Source organism: Roseateles sp. P1_C1_2 (genome assembly GCF_056406535.1).
Window position 1 is genome coordinate 131,807 of record NZ_JBFUAB010000006.1, and the last position, 16,245, is coordinate 148,051.

General features: G+C 68.2%; 11 protein-coding genes and 1 tRNA gene. 4 read left to right on the forward strand and 8 right to left on the reverse strand.

All coding sequences use genetic code 11. From position 1 onward, the window contains the following. Positions 1-45: 45 nt before the first annotated feature. Complete coding sequence (locus AC1D2H_RS07650) at positions 46-936, reverse strand: alpha/beta hydrolase (protein WP_478010515.1); 891 nt, start codon at positions 934-936, stop codon at positions 46-48. 51 nt (positions 937-987) lie between these two features. Here AC1D2H_RS07650 and AC1D2H_RS07655 point away from each other — a divergent pair. The 4 genes from AC1D2H_RS07655 (at position 988) to AC1D2H_RS07670 (ending at position 5,961) form a co-directional block, all read left to right on the forward strand. After that, positions 988-1,063: transfer RNA gene (locus AC1D2H_RS07655), tRNA-Ala, on the forward strand. Between the two features lie 693 nt (positions 1,064-1,756). After that, positions 1,757-2,416, forward strand: a complete 660-nt coding sequence (locus AC1D2H_RS07660) for a sigma-70 family RNA polymerase sigma factor (protein WP_478010516.1) — start codon at positions 1,757-1,759, stop codon at positions 2,414-2,416. Positions 2,417-2,447: 31 nt separating this feature from the next. Further along, the gene (locus tag AC1D2H_RS07665) at positions 2,448-4,982 is read left to right on the forward strand and encodes a protein kinase domain-containing protein (RefSeq protein WP_478010517.1); all 2,535 of its coding nucleotides are present in this window, start codon (positions 2,448-2,450) and stop codon (positions 4,980-4,982) included. Between the two features lie 199 nt (positions 4,983-5,181). After that, complete coding sequence (locus AC1D2H_RS07670; RefSeq protein WP_477928119.1) at positions 5,182-5,961, forward strand: helix-turn-helix transcriptional regulator; 780 nt, start codon at positions 5,182-5,184, stop codon at positions 5,959-5,961. Positions 5,962-6,031: 70 nt separating this feature from the next. Here AC1D2H_RS07670 and AC1D2H_RS07675 read toward each other — a convergent pair whose 3' ends face one another. The 7 genes from AC1D2H_RS07675 to AC1D2H_RS07705 form a co-directional block, all read right to left on the reverse strand. After that, positions 6,032-10,993 carry a hypothetical protein gene (locus tag AC1D2H_RS07675; RefSeq protein ID WP_478010518.1) on the reverse strand — a complete coding sequence of 1,654 codons (4,962 nt, stop codon included), beginning with the start codon at positions 10,991-10,993 and terminating at the stop codon, positions 6,032-6,034. Positions 10,994-11,100: 107 nt separating this feature from the next. Next, complete coding sequence (locus AC1D2H_RS07680; protein WP_478010519.1) at positions 11,101-12,132, reverse strand: EscU/YscU/HrcU family type III secretion system export apparatus switch protein; 1,032 nt, start codon at positions 12,130-12,132, stop codon at positions 11,101-11,103. Next, complete coding sequence (sctT, locus tag AC1D2H_RS07685) at positions 12,125-12,919, reverse strand: type III secretion system export apparatus subunit SctT (protein WP_478010520.1); 795 nt, start codon at positions 12,917-12,919, stop codon at positions 12,125-12,127. Before sctT ends, AC1D2H_RS07680 begins: the two co-directional genes overlap by 8 nt. Then, positions 12,919-13,404 (reverse strand): serine kinase, encoded by a 486-nt coding sequence (locus AC1D2H_RS07690; RefSeq protein WP_478010521.1) that lies wholly within the window; start codon positions 13,402-13,404, stop codon positions 12,919-12,921. Before AC1D2H_RS07690 ends, sctT begins: the two co-directional genes overlap by 1 nt. Position 13,405: 1 nt before the next feature. After that, positions 13,406-14,734, reverse strand: a complete 1,329-nt coding sequence (gene sctN / locus AC1D2H_RS07695; RefSeq protein ID WP_478010522.1) for a type III secretion system ATPase SctN — start codon at positions 14,732-14,734, stop codon at positions 13,406-13,408. Beyond that, entirely contained in the window at positions 14,734-15,369 is a 636-nt protein-coding gene (gene sctL / locus AC1D2H_RS07700) for a type III secretion system stator protein SctL (RefSeq protein ID WP_056193343.1), read from the reverse strand. The genes sctN and sctL overlap by 1 nt, the downstream gene beginning before the upstream one ends. Continuing rightward, a complete protein-coding gene (locus tag AC1D2H_RS07705; protein WP_478010523.1) occupies positions 15,351-16,043 on the reverse strand; it encodes a type III secretion system protein in 693 nt (230 codons plus the stop codon). Before AC1D2H_RS07705 ends, sctL begins: the two co-directional genes overlap by 19 nt. Between the last annotated feature and the right edge of the window lie 202 nt (positions 16,044-16,245).

Here is a 16,245-nt window from a genome sequence, read left to right on the forward strand (position 1 = left end):
ACTCCTGTGCGGCCAGGCTCAGCCAATCGATAGCTTCAATGCACCTCATAGCAGGCCGCTATACCAACGCAGGCCCAGCAGTTGGCGCGCCAGTTGGTGGGAGCGGCCCTGGGGGTCCGCCAGGTCGTGCAGCACGGTGAAATGGTTGCAGCCCGGCAGCGCCTCGCAGACGGGCACGGCGCGCGCCCCCCAGGCGGACCGGATCAATTGGTTCTGGCGCTGGTATTCCTCGCTCTCCTGCTCGCCCACGAGGGCGATCAGCGTCTGCGGGGCGCGCGGTGGCGGGAAGTGCACGGGGCTCAGCCGCCGCACGCTGGCCGCATCCAGCTGGAGATCGGCCTGCAGGAAGGGCACGCGCAACAGCGGCGCGAGGTCATGCAGGCCCGAGACGGACATGGCGCCCTGCACCAGGCGTCGCGGCAGGTCGGTGCCCACGCGCTTCCAGTCGCAGCAGCTCAGCATCGCCGCCAGATGGCCACCCGCCGAATGCCCGACCAGGACGATGCGACTGGGGTCCCCGCCCAGCCGGGCCCCGTGCCGCCAGGCCCAGGCGACGGCCTCGGTGAGCTGCATGGCGATGCGCTCGATGCCGACGTCGGGGCAGAGGTCGTAGTTCGGCACGACGACCAGGGCGCCCTCGTCCGTGAAGCTCGCGGCCAGGAAGGAATAGTCCGACTTGTCCAGCGACCGCCAGTAGCCGCCGTGGATGACGATGAGGATGGGTGCGAAGCCGCCGCCAAAGGCCGGGTCGGGCGTGAAGACGTCCAGCGTCTGCTTGGGATCGGCCCCGTAGCGCAGGTCGAGGTGGCAGCTGGAGCGTTCCCGCGTCAGCGCGGAGGCCTGGGCCCAGCGCCCCAGGATGTCGGCGCTGTCGGTCACGCGTTGGCGATTGTTGTACTGGGCCTCGAACCAGGTCGTCGGCTTGCGGGGCGTCATGGGCCAAGACGATAGCAGCCACTTCCCGTGGCTATACTTTCCCGGTCGCGTGGGGGGGTAGCTCAGCTGGGAGAGCGCCGCGTTCGCAATGCGGAGGTCGGGAGTTCGATCCTCCTCCTCTCCACCAACCGATCATCCTGAGCGATCCCGCATCGCCATAGGAACCAAAAGGCCCTTGAGCATCAATGCTCCAGGGCTTTTTCTTTTTCTCGCGATCAAGTCATCCTGCGGCGCCGGAGATGCCCGCGTCCTTCCACGCAGCACATGACTTTTGATCGGGGCATGCCGTCCTGGCGGTGCTTCCTGTCGCCATCAATGTCATCAGATGTAAACCCAAATGACATCGATAACATTAGGCCGCACAGTGCGGACATCAGCAGCCGGCGAGGGTCGCGCCGACTCGAAAACCCACAACGACCACTGGAGACAACCCATGAACCGCTACCCAGCTGCGGCACGTACCGCAACGAAGCCGACCTGCCTCGCCCCGTCCAAGCCCTCTTTCATCCGAACGCTCGGGAGCCCGCTGCGGGCCTGACGCCGACAGCTTCGGTTGGAAACCAGCCGCACAAGCGATGGACGAGTTAGCAAAGACCTTCGTCGCCGATGGCGGATACGCCAAAGCTTAGCCTTCAGTCCAGCAGCGAGAAATGCCCAGGGACGAGCAAGAGACGGCGCGCTCATCGACGACACGCCGCTTGCATGTAAGCGATTTCAATGTCCCTGAAACGAGGCTGCTGCCAAAAAACGGCGCGTCGATCGCCGTTTGCAGACGTAGGCTGCGCACCCCGAGCAGTTTGAGCGAGGAGCAAGTTGCATCATGACGAGCGGACCCGTTGATGAGATGGCCTATGGCCCGGTGACGCAATTGCTTCGGAAATGGGCCGAGGGCGACGGCCAGGCATTCGAGCGCTTGATTCCGCTTGTCTATGACGATCTGCGTCATCTCGCGCGCCGCCATCTGCGCGGCGAGCGCTCAGGTCACACGCTCCAGGGCACCGGCCTGGTCCACGAAGCCTTCCTGCGGTTGTCGCAGGAACGCGCGGTGCAGTGGAAGTCGCGCTCCCAACTCTTTGCGCTGATCTCCAAGCTGATGCGCCACATCCTGGTCGACCATGCGCGCGCCCGCCAGACAGGCAAGCGCGGTGGCGGCCAGATCGCGGTGAGCCTCGAAGAGATCCATGAGGTGCCGACGGATTGGGACCAGTCCGTCCAGGCGGGCGAGTTGGCGCTCAACATCCTGGCGCTGGACCAGTGCTTGCAAAGGCTGGAACGCCTCGACCCGCAGCAGAACCAAGTCGTTGAACTGCGCTACTTCGGCGGGCTCAGCATCGACGAGACCGCCGAGACGCTGGGGATTTCTGCGGCGACGGTGAAGCGGGAATGGGTGACGGCGCGCGCCTGGCTGCTGCGCGAAATGGCGCGGCCCGCTGCAGCAGCGCCCCGCCACGACCAGTACTCCGCCGCGGCGCCGGCATGAGCGGGTATCGCTGTCCCGGGAGACCCCACCCTTGAGCGCATCGCTGGAAGCCGAGCTGTGGCAGCGTGCCAAGGCCGTCGTGGCCGACGCCATTGAGCGTCCTGCGCACGAGCGCAGGGCTTTCGCGCGGCAAGCCAGCGGCGGCGACGCCGTGCTGATGCGCGAGGTCGAAGAACTGCTAGTCGCCGCTGACATCGCGGCCAGCCCCCTGGACGAGTCCCCCGCCGAATTCATGCTCGAGGCGCTCGAGCAACGCGCGTCCGGGGCATGGCTGGGGCGGACACTGGGTACCTACCGGCTCGTGTCCCTGATTGCCCGCGGCGGCATGGGCGAGGTCTACCTCGGCGAACGCGCCGACGGCCAGTACGAGCAGCAGGTGGCCGTCAAGGTGATGAGGGCGGATGCCGACCAGGCCGTTGCGCTGGAACCGTTCTGGGCCGAGCGGCGCATCCTCGCCTCGCTCGACCATCCCAACCTCGCCAAGCTGATCGATGCCGGCGTCACGGATGACGGCGCACCGTGGTTTGTCATGGAGCTCGTTCAAGGCGACGCCATTGACGCCTACTGCGACGACCGAGCGCTCGGGGTGGACGAACGGCTGCGACTTTTCGTCACCGTCTGCCAGGTCGTGGGCTACGCACACCGACGCGGCGTGGTGCACCGCGACCTGAAGCCGAGCAACATCCATGTGCGCGACGACGGCACGGTGAAGCTGCTGGATTTCGGCATCGCCGAGCAACTGCGTCCGGCGCCGGCCGACCCCAGGCCCACGGGCGGGTCCTATCGCATCCTGACGCCCGAATACGCCAGTCCCGAGCAGATCCGCGGCGAGCCGGTCTCGCCGGCGAGCGATGTCTACTCGCTGGGCGTGCTGCTGTACCGGCTGCTCGCCCGAACCAGCCCCTACGGTCGCGACGTCGGCGACGGCTCGCTGAACCAGGCGATTTGCGAACGCGACCCTCCCTGGCCAAGCCAGGCAATCGACGCCGCCTTGACCGGCGCCCGCGCCTTGAGGCGGCAGCTGCGCGGCGGCCTGGATGCAGTGGTGATGAAGGCCCTCCACAAGTCGCCGGCGCAGCGCTATGCCAGCGCCGCGGAACTGGCGGACGACCTCTCCCGGCACCTGCAAGGCCTCGCAGTGGAGGCCCGGCCCCATGCGTGGCGCTACCGCATGGGCCGCTTCCTGCGACGCCACCGCGTGGTGCTCTCGGCGTCACTGCTGGTTCTGGTGGTCGCCTCCACGGTGGCAGCCTATGAGGCGTATGAGGCACGTCGGCAGAAAGCCCGTGCGGAGCAGCACTTCGCCGATGTCCGCAAGCTTGCAACCCTCATGCTGCGTGACCTTCAAAAGGCGCTCGCTCCGTTGCCGGGAGGCACGGCGGCGCGACGCATGGTCGTTCAGAACGCGCTCGACTCGCTGCGGCACTTGAGCGCCGAAGCCGCAGGGGACGCCGAGCTGCAGATCGAACTGGCCAGCGGCTACCGCAGCATCGGCGACATCCAGGGGCGCCCGTATTCGGCCAACCTCGGCGACCCGAAGAGCGCGCGCGAGAGCTATGACCGGGGCATCGCGCTGGTGAAGGATCTGGTCGGCAACCCGCGCGTCACCGAGCCGACCCAGTCCCATGCCATGGCCGCGCTCGCCCAGCTCTATCAACGCAAGGGCACGCTGCTGGCCTCCCAGGATGACGATGCCGCCGCGGAGCCACTGGTGGCCCAGGGTGTCGGGCTGATGGACAAGCTGGCCGCACGTGGCCCGCTGGATCCCGAACTGCAGACCATCCATGCCGCCATGCATTCCCAGCTGGCGCAGGTCCAGCGCTTCGTCGACAAGGTGGAGCCCTTCTTCAAGAGCCTGGAAGCCGCCCGGCGCCTGTACCTGGCCATCCTGGCCAGCCGCCCTGGTGATGAGACGGCCACGTCCGGGCTCGCCACCACCTACCTGGAAGAAGGCACCTACTATTTCGAGCGCGATGCGGAAGCCGCGACGGTCCAGCTGGCCATCGCCTCATTCCGACGCGCCCTCGAGCTGCAGGAACCGATCGTGAAAAAGCATGGCGACGACGCGCGCCTGAAACGCAATTTCGCCGCCCATCACGCCAACCTGGCCGCGGCCCTGATGCGCGCCAAGCAGCCACGCGACGCGGCCAACGCCTACCGGCAGGCGGTCCAGATGCTCTCCCAGCTGAGCGGCCGGGACCCCAGCAACGCGCAACTGCGCGCCGAGGTGGCCATCGTCACCGGTTCGATGAGCAAGGCGCTGCTGGCCAACGGGGACGCGGTGGCCGCCGTTGCAGCGGCGCAGCAGGCGGTGGAGGGCTACAACAGCCTTCCCGAGGGTTCGCTGCGCGACCTGAACACCCGCTACAAGCAGGGCGTCGCCCACTATCTGCTGGGCCAGGCCCTTGCCGCCGGCCACCAGCATCAACGGGCGTGCGCCGCGTGGCGACGCAGCCTGGTCATCCTGCAGGAAGTGCAGAGCCGCAACGGTGTCGGGCCGACCGGCACCACGCCGGACGTCGTGTCGCAGTCACTGCGTCGCTGCGACCCATCGACACCCAACTAAAGCGTATCCAGCTGAAACGCCATGAGCTGGTCGCTCCGCGTTTCTCGCCTTAAGCGGTATCTGGAACTGGTGCGCAGCCGAGGTGGATGGCATGGGAATGTTGACGTCTTTGGGATCGGCGTTCCGCCGTGATGACTACCTTCAGCAGCCGGGAGCAAACGGCGTGGCGCCGGTCTTGCTGCACGACGAGCCGCCAGGAGTGGAACGAGACCTGACCCAGCAACGCCTGCTGCCGGCACTGCTGGTCGCGCTGATGGCTGCCGAGACGCCCGAGCTGCGCCAGCGCTCGGTGAAGGCGATGCTGCAGTCGCTCGGCTTTGAATGGCTGGGCTACGGCTGCTTCAGCCAGGCAGGGGACCGGCCCGTGCCCCGGTCGTTCTGCACGACCTATGCCGATCCAGCCTGGACCCAGCGCTATTTCACCGAGTCCTACCACCTGGTCGATCCGCGGCTGCAGCGCGTTCCCGAGTCTGGCCTGCCGGTCATGTGGACGCTGGACGAGTTGGAGGTCGAGGCCGACACGCCTTCCTACCTGCGGGGCCTGCGCCAGCGCTTCTTTGATGACCTGCGCGCCACCGGCGCCGGCAGCGGCGTGATGATGGGCCTGCCGGGCATGCCGGGGCGTGACCGCCACATCATCAGCCTGGTCTCGAAGCGACCGAGCCGCGACTGGATGACCGATGCGGTATTGGGCCAGGTCCTGACCCTGGCCCTGTGCCTGCATGAGTTCTACAGCCGCTACACGCTGGCGCCGCAAGCAAACGATCCGCGCAGCGCGGCCGGCACGCTGACGCCGCTGCAGAGCGAGATCCTGGCGCGGCTGGCGCGCGGCCTGCCCGACAAGCTCATTGCCGCCCAACTCGACCTCTCGCTGCACAACGTCGACTACCACATGCGCCAGTTGCGCAAGCGCTTCGGCGTGCGCAACCGCCTGCAGTTGATGCAGGCCGCGCTGGGGCCCACTCCGCACGTCGCCTGAGCGCCGCCCGCTGTTGCGCGGGCGGCCTCGTCGGATGGACCCGCCGACTGGCCGGCGGCCCGGGTGGCGTTCATGACTTCGGCGCGTGGTAGCCATCGGGCAACACCAGCACATCGCCCACTTCGATGTAGTTGGGGTTCTGGCCGCCGCGCGCGTTGATGGGGCGCTTGTCGCTTTCCATGCGGTCGTTGAGCCACAGGTTGTGGCCATAGATCCACTCCACGACCTTGGGATCATTGCCGGCGATGCTCCAGACGCTCTCGTCCGCCTTCACGGTGTAGGTGTTGCCGCGTGCGGTCTTCGACGTGTCCACCGGCGCGGGCGGCGTGTCGTCGGGCTTGGGCAGGGGCGGCGGCGCCATGCCATGCGCCTGCAGCCAGTTCTTCAAGCCCTCACCCCCACGGGCGGACAGCCTGATGTTGACGTCGGCCATGCAATGGATCTCGCGCGACTTCGGGTTGTAGTCGATGAAGTAGTGCGCCTTGCTGGGGTCGTTGACCTTGGCGGCGCCGGGTGCGGCCGCGATGTCCTTGTCGTAGACCCAGCTGCCACCGCGGTAGTAGGTCTGCGTCATCGGATCCTCGAAGCGCTTCTTGCTGCCGTTGTAGGCCACGCTCGAATAGGACAGGTCCACCTTGGTCGGGTCCTCGGGCAGGGCCAGGAAGGCCTCGTAGTGCTCCGGCGCCTGCTTGTCGGTGTCGTATTCGGACGCCTGGCGTACCTGCTCCAGCCGACCCGTGCGCTGCAGCTCGTTGACCCAGTCCACGAACTTGTCGGGGTCGCCCTTGGCATCGCTGTAGGCATCCAGCAGCCCCTCGGCCAGCGACTCGCCGCTGAGCCAACGGTTGAAGTTGGCCTTCAGCAGGTCGCGGTCGGCAAGATTGTCCGCAGCGCCGGGCAACATGCCGGCGGCGGAAAGGAAGTCTCGATCCACCGATTCCAGCTGCTTGTGGATCTTCTGCTCATTGCCATACCAGTTGACCAGGTCGGTCGCCGTCCAGGCCATGGTGGCCAGCCAGCCGGCAGGGCCGGCCTCCATGAAGGGGAGCTTCTTGGCCATGAACTTGCCGACGGCCTCGTAGATATTCGCCGGCGTCATCACCGCTTTCAAGCCGAAGCGGCCGAGCGCGTACTTGTCGACGGCGCCCTCGATGGCCAGCTGCGCCGCCTTGATCGGTCCATCGCGCGTCACAGCCGCGCCACCTCGTGCGGCGATCCGCTTGGCCTCCTCGGTGGTGACCAGCGGATCCTTCAGCAGGTTCCAGGCCCCCTTGAACTCGAGCGTCGAGATCGCGACGTCGTTGGACAGGTTGACGGTGGCGGTCCAGAAGTTGCGCTGGTCCACCGGTTTTCCGTCGATGAAGTTGTTGACTTCACCCTTCGCGCGGCTCAAGTCCCACACCGCGGCATCGGCATGCAGCAGGCCGAAGAAGCCGATGGACTTCCATTCGGCGGTGCGGGTGAACTCGCTGCCGCGCTCGATCGTGCTGAGGCTCGGCAGGCCCCTGGCGTCGTTGAGAACCCTCTGCATGCTCGGCGGCAGTGCCTGCGCGCCCTTGTGCGCCAGCGCGGCGCCGGCCTCGAGCACCTTGATGCCCGCGAAGCCCCCCACCAGCCCCAGCAGCACCGGCTTGCGCCAGGACTCGCTCGAGTCGAACTTGAGGTTGTGATAGAGGTAGTCCGTGAACCACAGCTGCGTGACGCCCACTGCGCCCCAGCTCGCCGCCGCCGCCGGGCCATGGTTGCCCAGCCGCCCATAGCCAGCACCGTAGACCCCCTTGAGCTTGTTGTTCTCGATGGCGTTCTCGGCGAAGTCGCCGGTCCACTGCAGGTACAGGTTCACCGGCACCACCCCTGCAGCCGCAGGCGGTGTGATGCCGGCGTCGCGCATCCAGTTCAGCGACGAATGCACCGCCTGCTCCTTGATGCGGGTCGAGGCGGCATCGCTGCCCATCAGCATGGTCTTGGTGTAGTCGTCGTCCAGCAACGCCGTGCGCTTGTCGTCCACCTGGCTGTAGCCGTCCTGCTTGCCCAGCCTGTCGTCCTGGCCATAGAAGGTGACCATCTCGGTGTCGCGCAGCAGCTGGTAGCCGCGCGCGTCCAGGGTGCGCTTGCCGTCCTCGAAGGCCTTGGCGAAGTCGGGATGCTGCTTGATCACGGCCTGCAGCGCTTTCTGCTGCTGCTCCTCGGTCATCAGTTTGCCGAAGCGCAGCTGCGGCACTTCAAGCGCCGCCATGTCCTTGTGCTTGTCTTCGAACAGCTGGCGCGAGTTTTTCTTCAGGTCGTCCAAGCCCTTGGCGGTGCTTTGCAGGGTTTCCTTTGCGAGGTCGACCTCATGCCCGCCGGCCGGGCCCCAATCCATCTTGAACTGGAAGTCCTTTTCCTGCTTGGCCGTCTCCAGAGCCAGCGTCGCCCCTGAACCGTTGGCGATGGCGCGCTGGAAGCCGCCATTGAGACGCCCCTGCTGCGGCCCCCAGTTCTCGACGATGTTCATCGTGAAGGACTGCCCGGCAGACTCGACAGCCTTCTGCACTTCGTCGGATTCCCAGGCCATCACCGGCTTGCCGTCCGCGCTGTTGCCAGTCGGATGCGAGCCGGCAGCGGCGCGGTCGATGACCGTGCTGACACCGCCAATGATCTCGTCGAAGTCCTTCAGGCCGTAGCCCATCAGCATGTCGTTGTCCATGCCGCGGAAGGACTTGAAATCCTCAGGCGTGCCGTCGATCGTCATCAGCTCCGCGGAGTGGTCGCCATGCAGCGAGACGTCGTCGATCACCTTGTCCAGGGTGCAGTTGCCGTCCGGACCGAACAGCTTGTTGACGATGCGCGCCGTGATCTCGGGCGTGAGTTCGGGATGCTGGGCCGGGTCGGTCAGCTCCATCAACTTGCGCGTGGCCGCCGTGGCGGGTGCCGCATAGTTCTTGTCCCGTCGGTAGGTGTCCCCGTACTCGTCCTTGTAGTCCTTGACGCCCTTGTCGTAGGCGTCGGTGACGGCCTGGGCCGATTCGTTCACATAGCTGTCGACAAGCTTCTTCACGCCCGGGTCCGACATCACCAGCTCGCGGATCTGCAGGCTGGTGTCGGCCGGCATCGCCTTGCCGAGGGCGAGCATCTGGTTGGTCGTGCCGCTGGCGCTCTCGGTGTGACTGATGATGCGCGCCGCTGCGGCCATGCGGGTCAGGTCTTCGTCACCCAGGTAGCGGTCGACCAGGCCCATCGCGGCGTCGTCGATCGCCTTGTCGCGCGCGGCGCCGTCCGGTTGCCCGGCGGCGGCCAACGAGATCTCGTGCCCCAGGGTCTCCATCACGGCATTGCGCTTGGTCTCGTAGTCAGCCAGGGCCGTCTTGTAGGCGCCCTCGTCGGTGTGGCCGGTCGCGTTGAGCTGCGCCTGCAGCGTCGTGACCTGGTCGGTCGCGCGGTGGAATTCGTAGAGCTTGTTGCCGGTGTCGCGCTGCTGGGCGTTCTCGGTCTTGACCGTCTTCAATGCAGCGTCGACCACCATCTGCGCCTCGGGGTCGTCGCGGAAGCGCTTGGCGATCTCGTGCGCCGCATCCTCGGTGGCCACCGCGTTCTTCGCATCGGCCTTGTAGGTCTGGCGCAGCTCCGCCGCGATGGCCTGCTCGCTCTTGGCGCGTTCCCGGATCGTCAGGTTGGCGGCGCTGCGGTAGGCCTGGGCCGCCTTCTCGTAGTCATCGCTGCCGGGCTTGTACTTGGCGAGCTCCGCTTCCTTCTTGCGCGCGTCCAGCAGCAGCTCGTGGGACAGGTCGATCTCGTCGTCCGTGTAGGTCTTCATCGCCGCCAGGTCGGTGGGCGACGCACCTGCCACACCCGCCGGCTCCGGCACGCCAGCGATCAGCCGCACCGTGGACGCGAGCGTGTCGGGCGATGCCGCCAGCACCGAGCCCGCCGGCGCGTTCTGCGGCGATTGCAAGGCAAACAGCACCGCGTCGTGCAGCGCCCCCTTGCCGACGTTGTGCGCGCGCAGCGCATCGCCGAACAGGTCGAGCCCGTCGGCGCCACCGCCTGGCTTGGCTGGCGCGGCGAGGTGATTCAGCAGCGTCTGCGCGAGTTGCCGCGCCTGCGCCGGGTCGCCGGCGGCATCGGCCGCCGTGGCCAGGTCGTCGACCAATGCGTGGTACTCCGCCTTGTCGTCGATGCCCGTGGTCTTGCCGGTCTGGCCGTCGGCCGGCAGGTCGGTGTGGCGCGCCTCCTGGCCCGCCGTCTCGGCAAGCTTGCTGACCACCGGCTGGGCCTTGGCCATCAGCTGCTTGCGCTGCTCGGGGCTCAGGCTCGTGTCTCCCATCGCCTGCGCGAGCTGTTGGGCAGCGGTGGCGGCGCCCGACTGGGCGTAGACGTCCTGGATCTGCTGGGCATAACCGTCGACGTCATGCTTGGCGACCGGCACGCCCTGCATGGGCTGCAGGAACGGTGGCGGGTTGCTGCCCAGAGGTGGCTTTGACTGCAAGGGCCCCAGCCCGGGCGACAGCGGGTTGTTGCCGCCGAGCGGAGGCGTGGCGCGCAGCGGCCCCAATCCGTTGATGAAGGGCGAACCGCTGTTGAAGAGGGGCGCGGCTGCCAATGGATCGTAGAAGGCGTAGGTCGCCCTGGCCTTGTCGACCTGCTTCTGCGCTTCCTGGGTGGCGGCCGACGGCGCGGCCGGCGCGCGGTTGTCCTGCGCGTCCTTCAGCCTGGCCTTGGCGAGGCCGTGCTCCTTCTCCTTGAACACGGCCTGGGCTTCGGCCTTGAGCGCATCTGCTTGCTTGGCCTTGTGTTCGTCCTTCAGCTTCGCGGCCTTCTCCTGGTCCTGTTGGGCCCGGGTCTGCTCCGCCTTGGCTTGCGCTTCCTCCGCGGCCTTGCGTGCGGCTTCGGCCTGGCGCTTGGCTTCCTCGGCGCGGCGGCGGGCCTCCTCGGCACGCCGCCGCGCTTCTTCCGCAGCGCGGCGTGCGGCCTCTTCGGCGCGGCGGCGCGCTTCGTCTGCCTGTGCGGCGTCGTCCCGGCCGACGAAAGAACTGGAACCTACGGCGTCAAGCATTCACTCTCTCCTTGTCTGTGACGGATGGGCCCGATGTGCATTGCGGCCCGGCGATCAACAGTAGTTGCAGGGGTGTCGCCCTCGCAACTACGAGTCCACGTAGAAACTCAGCTATCCCCCTGGGCCCACTGCAGCAGCCGGGCCACTGGCGCATACAGAGAACGTGGGATGGGGCGGTCCTGCGGCACCTCGTCGTACAGCAGCTCGGCCAGCTGTGGGTCGAAGGCCATGGGCACCAGGCCCTCGCTCGCCACGCGGCGGATCTGCGCGGCCAGCTCGGCCTCACCGCGCACCAGCACGCGCGGCAGGTCGTGCTCGCCGAGGTACTGCAGGGCCACCGCCACGCGCTGCGAATGGATGACGGCCGAGGCCATGCGCACGCGGTCCGCCAGACTCGCGTACACGGCCTCGAAGTGGGCGCTGCGGCGGCGCGAGCGGTTCAGCGGATCGCCCTCGGCGTCCTTGTGCTCGCGCCTCACCTCGTCGATGGACATGCGCAGGCCCTTGATGAACTCGTAGCGTGTGTGCGCATAGTCCACGCCCGCCATCAGCGCATAGACGAGCCCCGCCCAGGCGAAGCTCTGCAGCACGAGGCTGGCGCCGACGCTCATCGCGGCCGACGGCGTCGCATAGCCGAGCTTCAGCGCGGTATCGAGGCAACCGCGGATCACCAGCCACATCACCGATGCGAGCAGCGCCGTCTTGACCATCATCTTCAGCAGGTTGATGAGGTTGCGCGTCGAGAAGATCTTCTGGAAGCCCTGTGCCGGGTTGAGCCGGTTGACGTCGGGCTTGATGCGCTCCCAGGCCAGCAGCCCGCCCACCTGCGCGAACGAACCGACGAAGCCGCCCGCCGCCGCCATCGCGCCCAGGCCCAGCATCGTGGCAACCAACACTCGCCCGGCGTGCAGCAGCAATGCCGGCACGCCGTCGTCCGGCGCGATGAACAGGCGCTCGCTGGTGGCATGCAGCCACAGCTCCCGCCACAGGCCGAAGATCGTGGCGCCGGCCAGCCACAAGGTCAGCACGGCGAACAGGAAGACGGCGCTGGACGCCACGTCGTGGCTGAACACCACCTCGCCGCGCTTGCGTGCGTCGCGCAGCTTCTTGGCCGTCGGAGCCTGATCCTTCTCAGCCACTGCGGGGCCTCATGGAAGAGCGCAGGAACTCGAGCACGCCGTTGTCGGGCCGCAGGAACTGCTGCAGGGAATCCCACAGCACATACATGAACAGCATCATCATCAGTGCGGCCAGCAGGCCCTTGAGCGACTGCGTGCTCTGGAACACGTTGAGCTGCGGTGCCACGCGCTGCAGCAGGCCGGCGCCCAGCTCCACCAGCATCAGCACCAGGATGACCGGCGCGGCCAGCTTGACGATCCAGGTGAACAGGGTGTCGCCCTGGCGGATGGCGAAGGCCTCGATGACGTGGCTCAGGTCCGGAAAGAAGTCGGCCACCGGCCACAGCCGGTAGGAGTCCACCACCGCACCCACCAGCGCCAGCATGCCGCCCGCCGACACGAAGAGGTTGATGACGACCCAGCCGAGGAACTCGCCGGTGGGGCCGTTGTCATGCCCTGCCACGGGGTCGAAGAAAGCGGCGTTGCTGGTGCCGGTCTGGAAGTCGATCAGGTCGCCCACGCTCTGGATGGCCCAGAAGAAGATGCCGAAGCCCAGGCCCAGCATCACGCCGATCAGCGCCTCCTTGGCGGCGATGGCGACCCACATCGTCACCGACAGCGCCGGCATCACGCCCGCCAGCGGCGACATGAACAGCGCCAGCATCAGCATCAGCGAATTGCGCGACATGCCGGTGATGACGTTGGGCGACAGGAAAGGCGTCACGGCGAACACGGCGAACAGCCGCGGCATCGTCAGCGCGATGGAAGCGAGCAACTGCTCGGGATGGAGGAAGGCGGACTCGTCCATCAGGCCCGCCGCGCCGCCGACCACATCTGCACCGAGGCTTCCTCGGTCGCCTCGTCCTGCCGGCGCTCCTGCTGCGCACGTTGCTCTGCCAAGGCGCGCTGCTGCATCTGCCTGGCTTTCTCCAGCTCCGCGCTGGCGCGGCGCAGCTGCGCGCGGCTCGCGTCGAGCAGCCCTGCAGCCTGCGCCACCACGACCTGAGCCTGTACGGCGGCCGCACCGGCCGTCACGATGCGCCCGTCGAGCGCGCGGCTCCAGGCTCCCGCCAGGCGCATCTGCGCCACGCTGCAGCCGCCCTTGCCCACGGCCGCCACAGTGGACTGCCAGTGCTGCGCCTTGGCCTGGTGCTGCTGCAGCCATTGCTGCTCGGCCTCTTGCGCCCTCGCCTCGCAGGCCTGCAGCGCCCGCTGGTCACGCCCGACGGCCTGCAACGCGCTGCGCTGATGGCGCTCGCGCACGTCGGCCAGCAGCTTCCAGGCGATGGCCATGTCACACGCCCTCGGCGAGCCGCCGCAGCGCCGCCAGTGTCTGCTCGAAGGCTTGGCGATCGCCAGGCTTCTGCGCCAGGAACTGCTGCGTCGCTGCCCGGCGCTGCACCGACAGGTCGGCCAGCGCGTCGGCGCCGCGGCGGTATTCGCCGATCTGGATCAGCAGCTCCAGCTCCTGGTACTTGGCCATCAGGGAGCGCAGGCGACCGGCCGCCTGCGCATGCTCGGGCGACACCACGGCCGACATCACGCGGCTGATGCTGGCGAGCACGTCGATGGCAGGGTAATGGTTGGCGGCGGCGAGCTTGCGCGACAGCACGATGTGGCCGTCCAGGATGGAGCGAACCTCCTCGGCGATGGGGTCACTGTCGTCCTCGCCCTCGGTCAGTACCGAATACACGGCGGTGATGGAGCCTCGCTCTCCCTGCCCCGCGCGCTCCAGCAGTTGCGGCAGCATCGAGAAGATCGACGGCGGGTAGCTGCGCCGCGTGGGCGGCTCGCCGCTGGCCAGGCCGATCTCGCGCTGGGCACGCGCAAAGCGCGTCAGCGAGTCCACCAGCAGCAGCACCTTCTGCCCCTGGTCGCGGAAATGCTCGGCGATGGTGGTGGCCACATAGGCCGACTTGATGCGCTCCATCGGCGGCCGGTCGGAGGTGGAGACCACCATCACCGTGCGGGCCATGCCTTCGGCGCCAAGGCTGCGCTCGATGAACTCCTTCACCTCCCGGCCACGCTCGCCGATCAGCGCCACCACGTTGACGTCGGCCGTGGAGCCGCGCGCCAGCATGCCCAGCAGCGTGCTCTTGCCCAGGCCGGGCGGCGAAAACACGCCCACGCGCTGGCCCTCGCCGAGCGTCAGCAGGCCGTCGATGGCACGGATGCCGGTAACCAGCGGCTCGGCCACCATGCGGCGCGCCAGCGGGTGCACCGGCTGACGCTGGACCGGCATGCGCGCCATTGCCTTCAGCGGGCCCTTGCCGTCCATCGGCTCACCCATGGCGTCGAGCACCCGCCCGAGCAGGCCCGGCCCGACGGGGCAGACATGGCCACGGCCTGAAGGCACCACCTCGGTCAACGCGGAGATGCCGGTGGTCGGCCCCAGCGGCGTCAGGATGGCCACCTGCTTCTGGAAGCCCACCACCTCCGCCAGCAGCGGCGGCTCGCCCGGCGTGCGCAGTTCGCAGAGTTCGCCCACATGAGCCTGGATGCCGGTCGCGTCGATCAGCATGCCCACCGCCTTGCTGACGCGGCCGCGCACGCCCACGGTGGGCAGGTGGCCGAAGGCGCGCGACAGGTCGTCGACGATGCTTTGCGTGGCCAGCTCGTCCATCAGCCCTGCTCCGTGGGCTGCAGCAACCCGCTGCGCTCCACCGCGGCTCGAAAGGCGTCGAGCTGCGCGTCGACGCCGATCTGCAGCGTTCCCGAGGGCGTCTGCAGCACGCAGGCCTGGGCCGGCAGGGCCGGGTCGGCCACGACGGCCAGCGCCTGGGCCCAGGCCAGCTCGCCGCCGATCTGCCGCAGAGCCGTGCGCACATGCTCCTCCTGCGCAGGCGCCACGCGCAGCATGACGAAGGGCTCGTGGCGTACCAGGGTGTCGACGCGGCGCAGCGCGGTCTCCAGCAGCGCCGCCGGATCGGCCTCGCCCAGGAACTGCCGCACGGCCTGGGCGACGATCTGCGCCATCGCCGCGCGCAGTGCCTGCAGCTGACGCTGTGCGGCCAGGGCCTCGCCCACCAGCTGCTGGGCGTACTCGGCGCGCGCCGCCTCCAGCCCCTGCTCGTGACCCTGGCGGCGGCTGTCCTCGGCCTGCTGCCGGGCCTGCTGCTCGATGCGGCGCGCCTCCTGCCGCGCGGCCTCCACGACGGCCGAGGCGTCCAGCAGCGCGGCGTACTCGGCCTCCTTCAGCACCTTGCGCTCGCTGAGCAGCTGCAGGTTGTCGGTCGTGATCAGAAAAGCCAGTCCCATTGCGGCAGTCTTTCCGGGACGATGCACAGCAGCATCAGCTCCCTGAGTTGTTCGAGCTGGCGCGGCTGCAGCGGTGGCACGCGCAAGCGGCTCACGCGCTGCGGCAACTTGAGCCGGGTGCGCTGCAGCACCGCAGCCCCCTCGGGCAGCAGCGCGCCCGTCAGCAGCCGGTAGCCGCGCTGCACCATCACATGGCCGGCCGCATGAGGGTGCTCTTGCAGCCGCTGCATGTCGACGCGGATGTGGGTGAGCTGGGGCACGCGGTCGAGCACGAAGTCGACCGCGTCATCGGCCACGCGCAGCGCCTGCCGCCGCACCTGGCTCCCCAGGCCACCCCGCAGACCGAACAGCGGCTTGTGCGCCGCGAAGCCACAGTAGATGGCCAGCAGCCGCAGCGAGGTGGCGTCCATCAGGTCCACGCGCTTGAGCTGGGAATCGAACTGCAGGTCCACGGTCTCGTCGGCCAGGCCGCGGGCGCGCAGCAGTTGGCCAAGCACCGCACGGCCGGCGGGCCCGAGTTGCGCGGTCGTGCGATGGCGCACCGGCCAGTCGAGCGGCAGCCAGCTGGGGTGCAACCCGTCCTCGGGGTGCAGTCCCTGGCGCAGCGCCAGTCGCAGCATGTCGAGCGGGCCATGCTCGGCTGCCGGCGGCGCTGGGTCGGTGACTGGCTGCAAGGTTCGCACTTCAGTTGCTCCACCGCGCTTTGCGCGACCCGCGGCACACAGAACTTGCGGGCCGAGCGCCGGGCCGCTCCCTAGCCGGCCCGCGCTGGCGATGTGCTTGCGGCTCGATGCCGCAAGCATCGCCGTCCCCTCGGGGGACCGACCGGACTCGCTCGCGTTCAGCGATGCGAGGTTGGGCGAGGGGCAGCTTCAT